Consider the following 14,447-nt stretch of genomic DNA (forward strand, 5'->3'; position numbering starts at 1 on the left):
TATTACCTGAGTTAAACCTACGGTCAGCCCAAATCTGTCCGTTTGTGCTGAGTTATTGCAACATACGCTCCGCAGAGGTCTGTTTTTGTTTTAATGATTCCCCATTATTCGTTTATTGAGTTGCTTGTCTCATTTTGTCCCAACCAAACGAAAAAATATCCTCTGTTGCAGAATGCGGGATTAAAGTTATCCTATTGTAATTTCATAACAACTTGCAAGCTTTAATATTTTCAAGTAATGTTAGCCTCGTAACGGAGTCCAACTTTAAACTTTAATGGAAATATTTTGCCTGTTGGCTGGTGTATTGTTTGCATACACAGGCCATTATTATTTATTTGTCTTTATAGCATTTGTTTGCATCATTCAATGGCGCTTATCCGGAGTTTTCCTGTTTTTTCTTGCCTGTCTTTATGCGTTGGCCCATCAATGGTGGGTTTCATCAACACTGCCGCTGAATTCTGATGTCTTGCAGGCTAAAGTGATAGGACGTATTCATTCTATTTCTTTTCAGACTCCTGAGAAAAAACAGTTTTATTTTAAAACAGAAGAAATTAACGGTAAAAAAATAAAAACCAGCTTATTATTATCCTGGTATCATCATCCATCTGCCTTGAATATCGGGGAACAATGGCAGTTTCAGGTTAAATTAAAAAAACCTCATAATCTGGGTAATCCTGGCGCATTTAATTATGTTCAATGGCTCTCTTCTCGTCATTTACAATGGACTGGATATGTAAAAAATCATTCGGGGATACTATTGTCTACCGGCAAAGACAAGGATTGGCCCTTCAATATCCGGGAAAATATTGCGAAACACATTCGTAAGGCGGCACCCAACCTTCAGACTGCTGGAATTTTGCAAGCACTTACGGTTGGTTTGACAAAAGAGATTGAGCCACAACTTTGGGATTTGTTCCGAAGAACCGGAACCACACATCTCATGGTGATTTCCGGTGCGCATATTGGATTGATTGCCGGTATGATTTTTGTCTTGACAAAATGGCTATGGCGGAGGAATTTTTTTCTTTGTTTGCGCTGGCCAGCGGTAAGAGCAGCAAGCATTACCAGTCTTTTTTCTGCATTAATGTATGCCTTGCTGGCCGGTTTTGCTGTACCTGCACAACGCGCATGTATTGGTTGTTTCTTTTTTAGTCTTCAGTATCTTGGTGGCCAAAAATACGGAATTTGGCAGATCTGGCGTTATGCTTTGTTGTTCGTTTTATTATTTGAACCTCACTCTGTGCTGATGCCTGGATTTTATTTGTCTTTTGTGGCAGTGGCTGTCCTCATCATTGCCCATCAAAGATGGCCGGTTCATGGAATTAAAAAAATTATTTTAGCTCAGCTTGTTTGTTTAATTGGTTTAATGCCATTGACGATTTATTGGTTTTCCTATGGTTCTGTCACAGGTTTCATTGCCAATGTATTTGCTATTCCACTCGTTGGATTTTTCATTGTTCCACTGGCTTTGGTTATGCTGTTGTTCCTGCCTTTTGCGGCTCACGGGTTATTCATGCAAGCTTTGACTGTCTTAATTGCTCTTCTCCTTAAAATATTATATTGGGTGGACTGGTTATCTGTTTTTAATGTTTCTCTGTCTTTTAATCAGATTATTATTCCTCTTTCTTTGATGGCAGCAATATTTTGTTTTGTGCTTTTGCCAATAAGTTCCTATAAGATATTGGCTTTTATATTGATATTATCGGCGTTGTTTTTGCCTTATCAAAAGATTAAATCCGGTGAATTATTGGTCAATATTCTCGATGTCTCTCAGGGATTAGCTGCGGTTATTCAAACGCAGAATCATGTATTGATCTATGATACTGGAGATCAATTCTATCAGGGAAGTGACATGGCAAAACTCGCCATACTGCCTTTTTTAAAATCACAGCAGGTGACGTCTGTTGATAAAATAGTAATCAGTCATCCTGACAAGGATCATAGGGGCGGCTTAAAGTCATTGGAGTCCGCCATGCCTGTGCAGGAGTTGATTGTCAATGATCGTAAATATTATCATCGAGGCCTGTCCTGTCATCATTATCCATCATGGAGGTGGGACGGGGTTGATTTTCGTTTTTTTCCCATCAAAAAACGCTTTAAAGAAAAAAATAATCGCTCTTGCATTTTGCAGATCAGTCATCCTAATGGCCGGATATTATTCACAGGGGACATTGAAAAAAAAGCAGAGGATTATTTGTTTTCTCGATATGGGCAGGAATTACAATCAGACGTTTTGCTTGTTCCGCATCATGGCAGTAAAACTTCATCATCAGACAATTTTCTACGCAAAGTGAAGCCAAAATACGCCATTGTTTCTTTAGGACAAAATAATCGCTTTCATTTTCCTCATGCTGAAGTTGTGCAACGTTATAAGGCATTTGGTGTACCTTTGCTGCAGACAAAAGACTGCGGCATGGTGACTGTGAAATTAAATGATTCAAAAGAATGGATGCCTGTATGTTATACAAAAATGAGGTTCGATTGAATATATAGCTATATAATAGTGATAAATTTTTGCATCTTCTCAGGCTTTTGGCGGAGAGAGAGGGATTCGAACCCTCGATACGTTTCCGTATACACACTTTCCAGGCGTGCGCCTTCGACCGCTCGGCCATCTCTCCTCGCAGGCAAGGATATATGGAGTTGCAATTAAAATCAACTTGTAATGCGACTCTAAGATAAATTATTGGCAAAAGACTTGTTTTTTTGCCAAAAAACCGCAAATACTTGCCTAACAAAAGATCATTTTTTATCAGTAAACTGATTTTTCTGCTCCAAATTTGCTCATTTTTGTCTAAAAAATACTGTGCTGCGTCATGTCGGTTTATAATTAGAAAAAGGGATAATGGATTTATAGGTGATGATATGTCTATGCGTTTGATATTTGTACTTATCGGTTTGTTTTTTTATGCACAAGTCATGGCCTTTAACTGTTATTTAACGCTGGTTAAGGACAGTTGTTGGACAAACTACAATGTGACGGTCGATGTGATTGATGCAGGAGAAAATAAAACTATACTGACAATCGAGGTTCCGGCGGGCAAATCCTGGAATCGCCAGCAATTTACCTGTGAGCCAAGTCAAAGGTTAATGTACAAGGCAACGTTTACGCCTGTATTTTGGCAAAGTGAGAAAGGTAAGTCGTATATGGCTATAAGATACTGGGTATTGCCTTCGAGTATTAAGGCAACGGATGTTGCCTGGAATGTGTCTGTCTGTTATCCAAGTGATTTTTCAGGAGTACCTTTTCCTCCTGATGCTGAAGGAAACTGTAAATGCGATTTTAAAAGTCTTCCTTCAATCAAAGCCAGTGATGCCGACTAACGGCCATTTAGCCCTTGCTTTCTGTCTTTAATGTCAGATTCACGTTATTTTATGGTCATTGTGTATGACATATGTGTTGTATATACTTCATGCACAAAATTTATCAGGAGTTAATGTTGATTAGCTTGCGCAATAAAATCGGTCAAATGCTGATAATGGGATTCTCAGGTACGGAACTGAATGAACAAAGTCCCGTTGTAGACTGGCTGCAAAAGGATGGTTTGGGAGGTGTATTGCTGTTTGATTTTGATAGTCAATCAAAACAATATGGAAAAAATCTTGTTAATACATCTCAAATACGTCACTTGCTTTATCAACTGAATCATTATTCCAAAGCTGTTTCCAGCTACACTGAGGCTTTGCCACTTTTAACAGCCATTGACTACGAAGGAGGCGCTGTTGATCGCCTGAGTCATATTGAGGATATGATGGATACCATGTCCGCTTCTAAACAAGCCATGCTCTCGGATGAAACATTTACTGAAGAGATCCAACAAATGGCCACTGGCTTAAAATCATTAGGCATCAATCTGAACTTTGCTCCTGTGGTTGATTTGAATCTCAATTGCGACTCAGGAGTGATTGGCCGTCTGGAGCGGAGTTTCTCAGATGATCCCGAGACAGTTACAAGGCTGGCCAGACATTTTGTAAATATATTTAACCGAGAGGGGATCGTCTGTGCTTACAAGCATTTTCCAGGACATGGCAGCGCAAAAGAAGACAGTCATGAAGATGCGGTAGATGTCACTCATACTTTCTTATCAAAGGAACTGATTCCCTATCAACAATTAATTCCTGATGGCAATGTCTCTGTAATGATAATGACAGCCCATGTAATTAATCGGCTGTTAGATGAAAGCGGTCTTCCGGCTAGTTTATCCCACAAGCTGATTACTGAATTATTGAGAAAAGAATATGGTTTTGAAGGTGTTGTTATAAGTGATGATTTGCAAATGCCGGCCATTGCAAAGTATTTTTCATTATCCGACAGCCTGACTTTAGCCATTAACGCAGGAACGGACATGTTAATTTTTGCTAATCAGTTTAGCTCAATATCTGCCAGTGAAGTTATTGATTGCATTGAGGGTTTGATTCATCAAGGAAGGATTGCCATTGAACGTATTGATGAAGCTTATACAAGAATTGTTTGTCTAAAAAAAGCCCTGTTATTTTAGGTTTAAAATTTTATCGCATAAATTTGAGCAAATCAGCCGAATTCAGGATAACGTTCGTTAAAGAACAAAACACAGGATTGTTTTTATGTCAAACTGAACGGAAGTTAACATGATACTCTTAGGGTTTTTAAAGTTTATGCTTGACATGATCACTTATAATGTTAAAATACATTCCTGAATGTTTAATTATTTTACATAAAAGATCGCCATGTCATTATTCCCTTATCAAAAAATGGTTGTTTTCCTGTTTTCCGAGCTTTCTCAATTGCGGTCTTTTTGTTGTTGTTGTCGTTAGAAAAAAATTTTAAATTTTGTTTTGATTTCTTCTAAGGACAACCAGAGATGAATATAACCCAATCTTTATTTCATAAGTTTCGATTTAATAATCCCGTAGTATATTTAATCGTTATTTTTTTAGCCATCTTAAATGGCTTATCCGATGTTGAGCTTTTTCATCAGGTAGGTTTTTTCCTGTCAGATTTATTCATTCAAATCTTTAAGTGCGTGAGTTTGCCTATTATTTCTCTCTCATTGATTGTTACCTTAATTAACTACAGTTCAGATAAATTAATGAAAAACATCTGGCGGCGGACGATTCGTTACACTTTTACCACCACAATCATTGCTGCAACCATAAGTTGCCTTTTATATATTTTTATTCAACCGGCAATGGTATCAGGAAGTACTGGGCACTATACGGCAAAAGCCCATCAGCAAGGATATCTTGCGCATCTTGCAAATATTGTTCCATCAAATGTGTTTGCTCCGTTTATTGAACATGAGGTTATGTCCGTTCTGTTAGTCAGCCTGGTCTTTGGGTTTGCTATAAGGCAAATTCCCGATAAAGAATCACGACGTATTCTCATCCAGTTTTTCCGGGGGGCTCATGGTTTATTTCTGGTGATTACCCGCTGGGTCGTTGCCGTGATACCGCTGGGATTATTTGGTTTCATTACCACAACCATGGTACAACTTCGTAGTGGCATGGTGTTTAAAGGGCTTGGTGAATATTTACTGATCATTGTACTGGCCAATCTAATTCAGGGACTCGTGGTTTTACCGATCTGGCTGAAGATGAAAGGTGTCAAACCGTTTCCTGCGTTTATGGGTATGATGCCAGCTCTTTCATTGGCCTTTTTCTCCAAATCTTCAGTGGGTAGCTTGCCTGTCACCATGAATACGATTGAGAAAAATCTGAAGGTTAAGCCCGAAATCAGTCGTTTTGTACTACCTTTGTGCACCAGTATCAATATGAACGGCTGTGCTGCCTTTATTTTTGTCACAGTGATTTACCTTATGCAAAATCAAGGTATCCATATTTCTCTTCCTATGATGGCATTATGGGTTCTGGTCTCTACTATTGCTGCAATAGGAAATGCTGGTGTTCCTATGGGCTGTTTTTTTCTGAGTGCCAGTTTATTGGTCAGCATGAATGTACCTATTACCTTAATGGGTATTATTTTACCTTTTTACAGCTTAATTGATATGTTGGAAACGGCCCTGAATGTCTGGTCTGATGTTTGTGTGACGAAAGTGGTCAATAACACGGCAGACGCCGAAGAATTGTTACCTGCAGTGACAGGAACTTCTTATCCTGTAAGTTAAGCTATATAGATTTACACATGCTGGCTTTTTCCTGTGCTAAAGTAAAGTTAAATACAACAGGAAGGAGCCAGGCATGGATAAGCTACAATGGCTTGCAAATCTTGTTCGCTTTGATACCACCTCGCAAAACTCTAATCTTGCCCTGGTTGACACAATAGGAGATTGGTTAAATCAATATCGTATTTTTTTCAAGATGATTTATGGCTCTGATAAATCTAAAGCCAATTTATTCGCGATGATACCTGCAAGCAATGGTGAGACCAAAGGCGGTATTGTTTTTTCGGGACATACAGATGTTGTTCCCGTGGATGGGCAAATATGGAATAGCGATCCATTCATAGTCATTGAACGCAATGGAAAAATATATGGTCGAGGGACTTGTGATATGAAAGGCTTTATTGCTGTAGTGCTTTCCCTTGTTCCGGATATTTGCAAAATGAAATTAAATAAACCCATCTATTTTTCATTTAGCTGTGATGAAGAAATCGGTTGCCTTGGCGTACCTTATATTGTGCAATATATAAAAGAAAGCAAGATTTTTCCACAAGCGTGTATTGTCGGTGAACCATCAAGAATGCAGCCCATTACAGGATATAAAGGGAGACAGGTTTTTCATTGTCAGGTTAAAGGACTTGCCGCTCATTCCTCTTTGGCACCGCGTGGTTGCAATGCAGTTGAATATGCCAGTCGCTTGATTACCTATATCCGACAATTGGCTCTTTTTTTCCAGAAAGAAGGTCCATTTGATAAAGATTTCGATGTGCCTTTTACGACTTTGTCAACCAATATTATTAGTGGTGGCTATGCTCGTAATGTGATTCCGGCCAATTGCGAATTTATTTTTGAAATCCGCTACATTCCTGATTTTTCAAAAGAAAGTCTTCGCAGTCAGGTTGAAAATTACATCAATGAAGAGTTATTACCAGAAATGCGTAAAACATATTCGGAAGCAGATATTTTTATTGACATTATTTCCGATGCTCCAGGCTTCTCTGTCTCGGAAGATGAACCAATCACTGATTTAATACGCAAGATAATCGGCATAAAATCACCTAAAAAAGTATCCTATTCTACTGAAGCCGGCATATTTCAGCGAGCGTCAATTCCTACCATTATTTGTGGTCCGGGTGATATCGATCAGGCACATCGTGCCAATGAGTTTATAACGGTTGAACAATTAAATCTTTGTGAAAATGTGCTACGTAATATCATTCATTTTTTCTGCGTAAAATAAACCTGACGATTGCTTTTGGATTTTTTTGAAGTGTGAGAAGACAAGATGCAGAATCAAGCATACACGACGGTATATGCGAATTCGAGGTTCATACCGCGGACGTTCTTCTCTAAGAGAGAGTTTTGAAAGAAAGCTATTGGTTTTTTATACGATAAAATTTACTTTCCATCCCTTTATAACTTCCATCCCTGTAATATTCCATGCCGCACTTTTCCATGACGCGAAAAGAAGCGGTGTGTTCTTTATCGGCATAGGCAATGATATAATCCGCATTAATATGTTGTTTTGCCCAGTCTAATAAGGCTTGCAATACTTCAGTGGCATAGCCTTTATCCCAGAATTTTTTGTGAAAAAGATAACCTATTTTAGTTTCGCCGGTTTTAAATTTATCAAAATAGGCTCTGCCAACAAACTCTCCCGTTTCAAGTTCAAAAATGGCAAAACAAGGTAGATTCCTTTTGTTGCATTCGAAAAGACAATCATTGATCATTTCCTGAATTTCATCGCGATCCAAGGTGCCTGAAGGAAAAAATTTTTTCACTTCCGGATCCTTTTCTAAATCTTCTAAAAGTTGAATATCAGATTTTTGAATAAATCGCATACCAAGATTTTTTGTTTTTATAAGATATTTTTTCATAATTCTTACGGTTCAAAAGAAGGTTTCAATCCATCAACTATAATTTAAGCAGGTAAAAATAACTATGCGCCTGTTATAAAAATAGATGTACAAAATCGAAATTGTAAGGGAATGTTTATAAGATCAGGAAAGATATGAAATTATTACCTTTTAAAGCATCACATATTGCATCCATAGGTGTGGAGCTGGAATTTCAAATTATAGATACGAATTCATATATTCTTGCCTCGCGGGCAAAAGACCTTATCAGAGCATTAAAAGAAACCCATTATCAAAAGCTTATAAAACCTGAAATTACCCAAAGTATGATTGAGATTAACACGTCTATTCATGATTCACCAATGACTTTATTAAAGGAGTTGTTTGAATTACAAGCCATTTTATTAGCAATAGCTGCCGGTGCGAAGGTTAATTTTTGTGGGGGAGGAACACATCCATTTCAAAAATGGACAATGCAAAAAATTTTCCCGACCCAACGATACAAAAAAATATCACATACGTTTCGTTATCTAACGTGAATTCGATGTAACTGTTTAAGGATTATCCTGCAAAGAGAAAATATATTGAAAACCCAGACCTTTTGTGATCTTATTTGTTTTTTCTAAGAACAGTAATAGGATACAAGAGGCCTGGAATGGATAAGTTAGTCGAATTATTCTGTATTGTCGATGATTTTTGTCAAAAGTTTTTACCAATCTTTGAGCAGCAACTTATAAATATTTCAGGCAAAGTCAGGAAGAAACCCTGTAGCCTGTCTATGTCCGAAATAATGACGATAGTGATACACTACCACCAATCCAATTATCGAAACTTCAAAAGCTATTATTCTTATGTTTTGCAGAAAGATTTACGTCCCTATTTCCCAAAACTGGTCAGCTATAGCAGAATGACTGAGCTGATGCCATCTTGTATAGTGCCATTAACGGCATTTTGCCACAATCAATCAAAGACTCTAACTGGCATTTATTTCGTAGACTCAACCCCTATTGAGGTCTGCCACGTTAAAAGAGCGCAACAGAATAAAACATTTAAGGGGTTAGCGGAGAAGTCCAAATCAACTATGGGATGGTATTTTGGTTTTAAACTTCATTTGGTGGCCAATGATAAAGGTGAGCTAATGGCTTTTAAAATAACCTCAAGCCGAACAGATGACCGAACGGTTGTGCCCGATTTAAGTAAAAATCTGTTGGGTAAAATGATTGGAGATAAGGGATATATTTCCCAAAATCTGACCGAGAAACTTGCTGAAAGAGGCTTGCAACTACTGACCAAAGTCAGAAAAAATATGAAGCAAAAAGTGCTCGATGCCTTTGACAAAGTCCTGTTGAGAAAAAGAGCCATTGTTGAATCTGTTATTGACCAATTAAAAAATATTTCAAATATCGAACACTCAAGGCATCGTTCTGTCTTTAATTTTATGGTCAATATCTTGGCTGGTTTGGCAGCTTATGCACTTAAGCCAAAGAAACCTTCCTTGAATATTGAAAAAACATTCGTGGCTGTCGTTTGACCAGTTATATCGAATTCACGTTTATCTAGCCAAGAGAGCCACTGTTTTTGGTCAACATATTCATATTGGTTGTGCCAATGGCGATGATGCTATTTATCTTACCCATGCGTTTGCTCGCTATGTTCCTCAATTCATTGCTCTCAGCGCTTCTTCTCCTTTTTATCAGGGTATTGATACCGGTTTTTTCTCTTCTCGCTCAAATGTTTTTAATGCCTTTCCTTTAGGAGGTTGTATTCCTGCTCTTAAGGATTGGCAGGAATTTTCAAGTTATTTCTATAAAATGCGTGATTGGGGAGTCATTGACAGTATGAAGGATGTCTACTGGGATGTTAGGCCAAAACCTGAGCTGGGTACGGTAGAAATACGTGTATTTGATACTCCTCTTATGCTTAGAAAAACCGCTTTAATTGTCGCTTATGTTCAGGCATTGGCCTTATATTTACTGGAAGAAAAATCCATACCATGGTCATCTGATTTATATTATCTCTACAATTATAACCGTTTTCAGGCCAGTCGATATGGTTTTGAGGGTGAATTTGTCAATCCTTTTATATCACAACGGATTCTAATTGCTGATGATATTCTGGCAACGATTAAAAAAATAGAAAAATATGCCCGTCAAATTGGCAGCAGCGAATACATTGCTGAGTTGAAGAACCTGGTGATGAACAATAAGAGCGATGCAATACGTTTAAGAGACCAATTTAATCATCTTGGTTCCTTTCCTAAAGTGGTTGCTGAACAATGCCAGTGGTGGAGAGAGCATTGAGGAAAATATGATGAGAAAACAAGTTGATATAGCAGAGCAGGTAAAGCAATTAAAGGAAACTCGTCTCAGTAGCTATCTGAGTTCGCAGGAAATTGAAACCATGCTTAGCCATTGCAAAATAGTTTCATTTTTGCCTAAGCAAATTATTTTTCATCAGGGTAAATGTGTTGAAGGCTTTTATCTTATTGTGAAAGGTAATGTAAATGTGTATGCCCGTACTTTGGGTGAAGGAATAAAAAAAATAGAAGTGTTAGGTCCTGGAGATTTTCTGGGCGAGATTTCTTTTATCGAAAATGATCCTTCACTGACTTCGGCAATTACTGAGAAACAAGTTAAATGCTTGCATATAACTTCAATTTATTTTGAGCTGCTTGCTAGCTACTCTCCTGAAACAAAATATAAAATTTTACGAAAAATCAGTATACAAGTATGTCGACGTTTAAAACACATACACGATAAGGCAGCTGATTTTATTGCACATACTGATATGATTGCATTGTCTCTTTTTGGTCGGGTTGTTCATTCATTTACTCATCCAAAGCCATTAGCTCATTCTATTGATTACACACCTTTAAGAAAAAAAGTTTTGTTTCAGAGGTTTACAGAAATAGAAATGGATGAACTATTTGCGCTTATGCAACCTTTAGAGGCGCCTAAAAACTGCATTTTAATTCACGAAGGAGAAAAAAATCCTTCCTGTTTTATTGTTATTCACGGGGCTGTCCAATCCAGCATTATGCAGGATAATAAAATGGCCAAGTTATCCGTCATTGGACCTGGGACATTATTTGCCAGTATTGCCTGTGTGGATGATAAATCGGAATTCACCATTACCTTTATGACTTGTGAATCAGCGTTATTACTGAAAATTTCAGAGGAAAAACTAAGGTTTTTGCAAAAAAATAAACCATTATTATGGTTTAAATTATTTAATTTAATTTGCGAATCCATCATAGCACTTGGAAAATCCATTAATAAACTGGATATTCGATTGCACATAGAAATGTATAATAGGTGAAGCGATATGTGTAGGATATTGTCTTATCTTGGTAAACCAACAGTAGTTGAAGAGCTGCTCTATAAGCCAGATAATTCTTTTATTAAGCAAAGTTATCATCCGAAATACATGCCTTATTTGCTTAATCTTGCGGGTTTTGGTATGGCTGTGTGGGATCAAGGTTCATTCAATCCTCATATTCCATATCTATATAAAACACCGCAGTTACCTTTTTATGATGAAAATTTACGTAATTTGGCTGCAAAAATATCTCCCCATTGTCTTTTAGCTCATTTGCGCGGAGTGTCTTATCATGAAAGACAAGTGGTGACCAGTCAAAATGTTCATCCCTTTGTTTTTCCCAGTGTGAATATTGCTCTCGCCCATAATGGAGCACTGTATGATTTTGATGCGATGCGTTACGATCTATTGGAATTTATAAAGGATGAGTATAAAAAATATATAAAAGGCACAACTGACAGCGAATGGATATATGCTGTCTTTTTGTCTCAGTTATCCAACGATAAATATGACGCAACAAATATCATCAATGCTGTTATCTCCACCCTGAAAATCATTAAAGAAGTCAGACGACAACATAATATTGCCATTAATTCACCGGTCAATCTGTTTATTACCAATGGAGAGTTTATTGCAGCCACTCGTTTTGTTCTGGATTACGGTTGGCAGCCGGATGATGCCTCTTCTTCCACTCATTATTATGCCTATCATTCCCTCTGGTATACCTACGGTGAAAGCTATGGATTTTATGATGACGAATATAAAATGAAAGGTGGCAAAAAAAAACTCAGCATCATTATAGCTTCGGAACCGTTAACCGAAGATACCACCACCTGGCTGGAAGTGCCGGAATATACACTCATTTTTGCTCATCGAGATAAAGGTGAGATTAATATTATTTCCCGCGATATTAATCTTTAACATGAGACTTTAAGTCGATATGACCGTTTTCGACCAGGCTGAGCACTTATATTAAAAGTTGTTCACAGATGGAGTAATATATTTTAGTCAGGATTTCAAGCTCGTTTAAAGATACCGATTCATTCACCTGATGAATCGTGGTATTGAGTGGCCCAAGCTCAATGACTTCAACGCCATAAGGGGCAATAAATCGCCCATCGGATGTGCCGCCGCTGGTAGATAATTCTGGATCTTGTTCTGTATGCATCATAACAGCCCGACGAGTTTTTTCCAGTAAACACCCGTGAGAGGTTAGAAAAGGGTTTCCGTTTAAGCGCCATTCAATAAAAGGATCCAATCCATATTTGGTAAAGCAATCCACTACCCTTTGTTTCAGGAGGGCCTCCGTTTGTTCCGTGGAGAAGCGAAAATTTAATCTCATTTCCAACGTGCCCGGTATAATATTACCGGCATGCCCGCCGGCATTAATGAAAGTAATTTGCATGGAGGTAGGGGGGAAAAAAGCGTTCCCTTGATCCCATTCAGTCGATGTTAACTCTGAAAGAGCTGGACTGACGGAGTGAATAGGATTTTCTGCCAGGTGGGGATAGGCAACATGACCTTGTATTCCCTGAATGAGGATTTTCGCCGTTAAAGATCCTCGACGTCCAATTTTTATGACATCGGCAATGCTTTGGGAACTGGACGGCTCGCCGACAATACAAAAATCAGGATGAATGTTTAGCTGTTTTAATTGCTCCATAACATAGGGGGTGCCTAAATGAAAATGATCACCTTCTTCACCGCTGGTGATTAAAAAACCCAGACTGCCATTAAAGGATGAATGTTCCCGGACAAACTGTTTAGCCATCATCATCATGCAAGCGAGGCTGCCTTTCATATCCGCCACACCACGTCCATACAATATTCCTGCTTTATGGTGTAATATAAAAGGATCACTATGCCATTGGCGAGGATCGCCTACAGGTACAACATCGGTATGACCTGCAAAGACTAAAAGAGGAGAATCCTGACCGATTCTTGCAAAAAAATTGGAGACAGGTGGATTATTCAGTTGAATGCATTCAAACCCCAGTTTTTTCAAATAATCTATCATATAATTCTGGCAACCGGCATCTTCTGGAGTTAAAGATGGGAAGCTGACCAGTTTGGTAAGTATCGATTGAAGATTATCCATGACAAACGGTCCTGATGTTGGTTATTTTTTTACTGTAATGTATAGGAATTGGGTTTTTGTGCACTTGCTCTCTTCTCGACTTTGTGAGTTTTTCCGCTTACGAATCACTACGGCAACCGCGGTGTCTCCATCACCAGTATATTTATCAAAATCCAGTGTTTTCCAAGACTTTGATAAATAGGATTAGCCATTTTTATGGACCCTGTGGTCAAGCCACAAGGATTCGTAAATTTTTCACAAAGTCGAGTCTCTTAACAGTTCATTAATACTGACTTTGTTTCGGGTTTTTTCGTCAACTTGTTTAACTATTACCGCACAATACAGACTGTACTGACCTTTTTCATCTGGAAGATTTCCGGGAACAACTACAGAGCCTGCGGGGATACGGCCATAGGTGACTTCTCCTGTCATACGATTGTAAATTTTTGTGCTCTGCCCCAGATAAACTCCCATCGACAATACAGAGTTTTCTTCCACAATTACACCTTCCACAACTTCTGAGCGGGCTCCAATAAAACAGTTATCTTCAATAATAGTAGGATTGGCTTGCAAGGGTTCCAATACACCGCCGATGCCAGCTCCTCCAGAGATGTGAACGTTTTTTCCAATTTGAGCACAAGAGCCAACGGTTGCCCAGGTATCAACCATCACGCCTTCATCAATATAGGCACCTATATTTACATAAGAAGGCATTAATACCGTGTTTTTACCGATAAAGGCACCGCGTCTTACCATGGCATGAGGCACGACTCGAACACCGGCCTTTGCAAATTCACTCTCACTGTAATCGGTATATTTTAATGACACTTTATCATAAAACTGACAAAATCCTGCATCTATCGCGTGATTGGAATAGAGCTTAAAGGATAATAGAATGGCTTTTTTTAACCATTCATGCACGACCCACTGATGGTTCTGTTTTTCTGCTACCCTGAACCGACCATTGTCTAAACCTGATAATATTTCATCCAATGCTGAAAGCAGGCCACTTGGCGCTTGATGAATGTTTAGGTTGTGCCGTTCTTCAAATGCAGATTCTATAATGTTTTGTAATGTGCTGCTCATGTCTGTCCTTTA

Annotated in this window: 13 protein-coding genes and 1 tRNA gene; 10 read left to right on the forward strand and 4 right to left on the reverse strand. The window is 38.3% G+C overall.

The window, feature by feature from the left end; all coding sequences use genetic code 11:
- Positions 1 to 274 precede the first annotated feature (274 nt).
- Positions 275 to 2,485, forward strand: coding sequence for a DNA internalization-related competence protein ComEC/Rec2 (locus E4T55_RS13545; protein WP_058501078.1), 2,211 nt, complete (start codon positions 275 to 277; stop codon positions 2,483 to 2,485).
- Between the two features lie 48 nt (positions 2,486 to 2,533).
- Here the strand turns inward: E4T55_RS13545 and E4T55_RS13550 are convergent.
- A tRNA-Ser gene (locus E4T55_RS13550) sits at positions 2,534 to 2,621 on the reverse strand.
- Positions 2,622 to 2,865: 244 nt separating this feature from the next.
- Between E4T55_RS13550 and E4T55_RS13555 the strand changes: the two genes are divergently transcribed.
- The 4 genes from E4T55_RS13555 to argE all read left to right on the forward strand — a co-directional run bounded on the left by E4T55_RS13555 (position 2,866) and on the right by argE (position 7,338).
- Positions 2,866 to 3,324, forward strand: coding sequence for a hypothetical protein (locus E4T55_RS13555; RefSeq protein WP_058501079.1), 459 nt, complete (start codon positions 2,866 to 2,868; stop codon positions 3,322 to 3,324).
- Positions 3,325 to 3,440: 116 nt separating this feature from the next.
- A complete protein-coding gene (locus E4T55_RS13560) occupies positions 3,441 to 4,499 on the forward strand; it encodes a glycoside hydrolase family 3 N-terminal domain-containing protein (protein ID WP_058501085.1) in 1,059 nt (352 codons plus the stop codon).
- A 342-nt stretch (positions 4,500 to 4,841) separates the two neighbouring features.
- Positions 4,842 to 6,104 carry a dicarboxylate/amino acid:cation symporter gene (locus E4T55_RS13565; protein ID WP_058501080.1) on the forward strand — a complete coding sequence of 421 codons (1,263 nt, stop codon included), beginning with the start codon at positions 4,842 to 4,844 and terminating at the stop codon, positions 6,102 to 6,104.
- A 73-nt stretch (positions 6,105 to 6,177) separates the two neighbouring features.
- Positions 6,178 to 7,338, forward strand: a complete 1,161-nt coding sequence (gene argE / locus E4T55_RS13570; protein ID WP_058501081.1) for an acetylornithine deacetylase — start codon at positions 6,178 to 6,180, stop codon at positions 7,336 to 7,338.
- Between the two features lie 133 nt (positions 7,339 to 7,471).
- Here the strand turns inward: argE and E4T55_RS13575 are convergent, their stop codons facing one another.
- Complete coding sequence (locus E4T55_RS13575; protein WP_058501082.1) at positions 7,472 to 7,975, reverse strand: GNAT family N-acetyltransferase; 504 nt, start codon at positions 7,973 to 7,975, stop codon at positions 7,472 to 7,474.
- A gap of 134 nt (positions 7,976 to 8,109) precedes the next feature.
- Between E4T55_RS13575 and E4T55_RS13580 the strand changes: the two genes are divergently transcribed.
- The 5 genes from E4T55_RS13580 (at position 8,110) to E4T55_RS13600 (ending at position 12,193) form a co-directional block, all read left to right on the forward strand.
- Positions 8,110 to 8,493 carry a glutamate-cysteine ligase family protein gene (locus tag E4T55_RS13580; protein WP_058501083.1) on the forward strand — a complete coding sequence of 128 codons (384 nt, stop codon included), beginning with the start codon at positions 8,110 to 8,112 and terminating at the stop codon, positions 8,491 to 8,493.
- 116 nt (positions 8,494 to 8,609) lie between these two features.
- Positions 8,610 to 9,485: an IS982 family transposase gene (locus E4T55_RS13585; protein WP_115325218.1), complete on the forward strand. Its 876-nt coding sequence runs from the start codon at positions 8,610 to 8,612 to the stop codon at positions 9,483 to 9,485.
- A complete protein-coding gene (locus tag E4T55_RS13590; RefSeq protein WP_058501507.1) occupies positions 9,457 to 10,254 on the forward strand; it encodes a YbdK family carboxylate-amine ligase in 798 nt (265 codons plus the stop codon). Before E4T55_RS13585 ends, E4T55_RS13590 begins: the two co-directional genes overlap by 29 nt.
- Before the next feature lie 7 nt (positions 10,255 to 10,261).
- A complete protein-coding gene (locus E4T55_RS13595; RefSeq protein WP_058501508.1) occupies positions 10,262 to 11,272 on the forward strand; it encodes a cyclic nucleotide-binding domain-containing protein in 1,011 nt (336 codons plus the stop codon).
- Positions 11,273 to 11,278: 6 nt separating this feature from the next.
- Complete coding sequence (locus tag E4T55_RS13600; protein WP_058501509.1) at positions 11,279 to 12,193, forward strand: class II glutamine amidotransferase; 915 nt, start codon at positions 11,279 to 11,281, stop codon at positions 12,191 to 12,193.
- 46 nt (positions 12,194 to 12,239) lie between these two features.
- Here E4T55_RS13600 and dapE read toward each other — a convergent pair whose 3' ends face one another.
- A complete protein-coding gene (gene dapE / locus E4T55_RS13605; protein ID WP_058501510.1) occupies positions 12,240 to 13,370 on the reverse strand; it encodes a succinyl-diaminopimelate desuccinylase in 1,131 nt (376 codons plus the stop codon).
- 234 nt (positions 13,371 to 13,604) lie between these two features.
- The gene (gene dapD / locus E4T55_RS13610; RefSeq protein ID WP_058501511.1) at positions 13,605 to 14,435 is read right to left on the reverse strand and encodes a 2,3,4,5-tetrahydropyridine-2,6-dicarboxylate N-succinyltransferase; all 831 of its coding nucleotides are present in this window, start codon (positions 14,433 to 14,435) and stop codon (positions 13,605 to 13,607) included.
- Positions 14,436 to 14,447 lie beyond the last annotated feature (12 nt).

Origin of the sequence: Legionella israelensis (assembly GCF_004571175.1) — a bacterium.
Taxonomy (GTDB): Bacteria; Pseudomonadota; Gammaproteobacteria; order Legionellales; family Legionellaceae; genus Legionella_D; species Legionella_D israelensis.

Excerpts from the sequence above, each read along its gene's own strand:
- E4T55_RS13595 (WP_058501508.1), top strand. The coding sequence starts at position 10,262 with ATGATGAGAAAACAAGTTGATATAGCAGAGCAGGTAAAGCAATTAAAG.
- argE (WP_058501081.1), top strand. The coding sequence starts at position 6,178 with ATGGATAAGCTACAATGGCTTGCAAATCTTGTTCGCTTTGATACCACC.
- E4T55_RS13565 (WP_058501080.1), top strand. The coding sequence starts at position 4,842 with ATGAATATAACCCAATCTTTATTTCATAAGTTTCGATTTAATAATCCC.
- E4T55_RS13600 (WP_058501509.1), top strand. The coding sequence starts at position 11,279 with ATGTGTAGGATATTGTCTTATCTTGGTAAACCAACAGTAGTTGAAGAG.
- dapD (WP_058501511.1), bottom strand. The coding sequence starts at position 14,435 with ATGAGCAGCACATTACAAAACATTATAGAATCTGCATTTGAAGAACGG.
- E4T55_RS13585 (WP_115325218.1), top strand. The coding sequence starts at position 8,610 with ATGGATAAGTTAGTCGAATTATTCTGTATTGTCGATGATTTTTGTCAA.
- E4T55_RS13575 (WP_058501082.1), bottom strand. The coding sequence starts at position 7,975 with ATGAAAAAATATCTTATAAAAACAAAAAATCTTGGTATGCGATTTATT.
- E4T55_RS13580 (WP_058501083.1), top strand. The coding sequence starts at position 8,110 with ATGAAATTATTACCTTTTAAAGCATCACATATTGCATCCATAGGTGTG.
- E4T55_RS13545 (WP_058501078.1), top strand. The coding sequence starts at position 275 with ATGGAAATATTTTGCCTGTTGGCTGGTGTATTGTTTGCATACACAGGC.
- dapE (WP_058501510.1), bottom strand. The coding sequence starts at position 13,370 with ATGGATAATCTTCAATCGATACTTACCAAACTGGTCAGCTTCCCATCT.
- E4T55_RS13555 (WP_058501079.1), top strand. The coding sequence starts at position 2,866 with ATGTCTATGCGTTTGATATTTGTACTTATCGGTTTGTTTTTTTATGCA.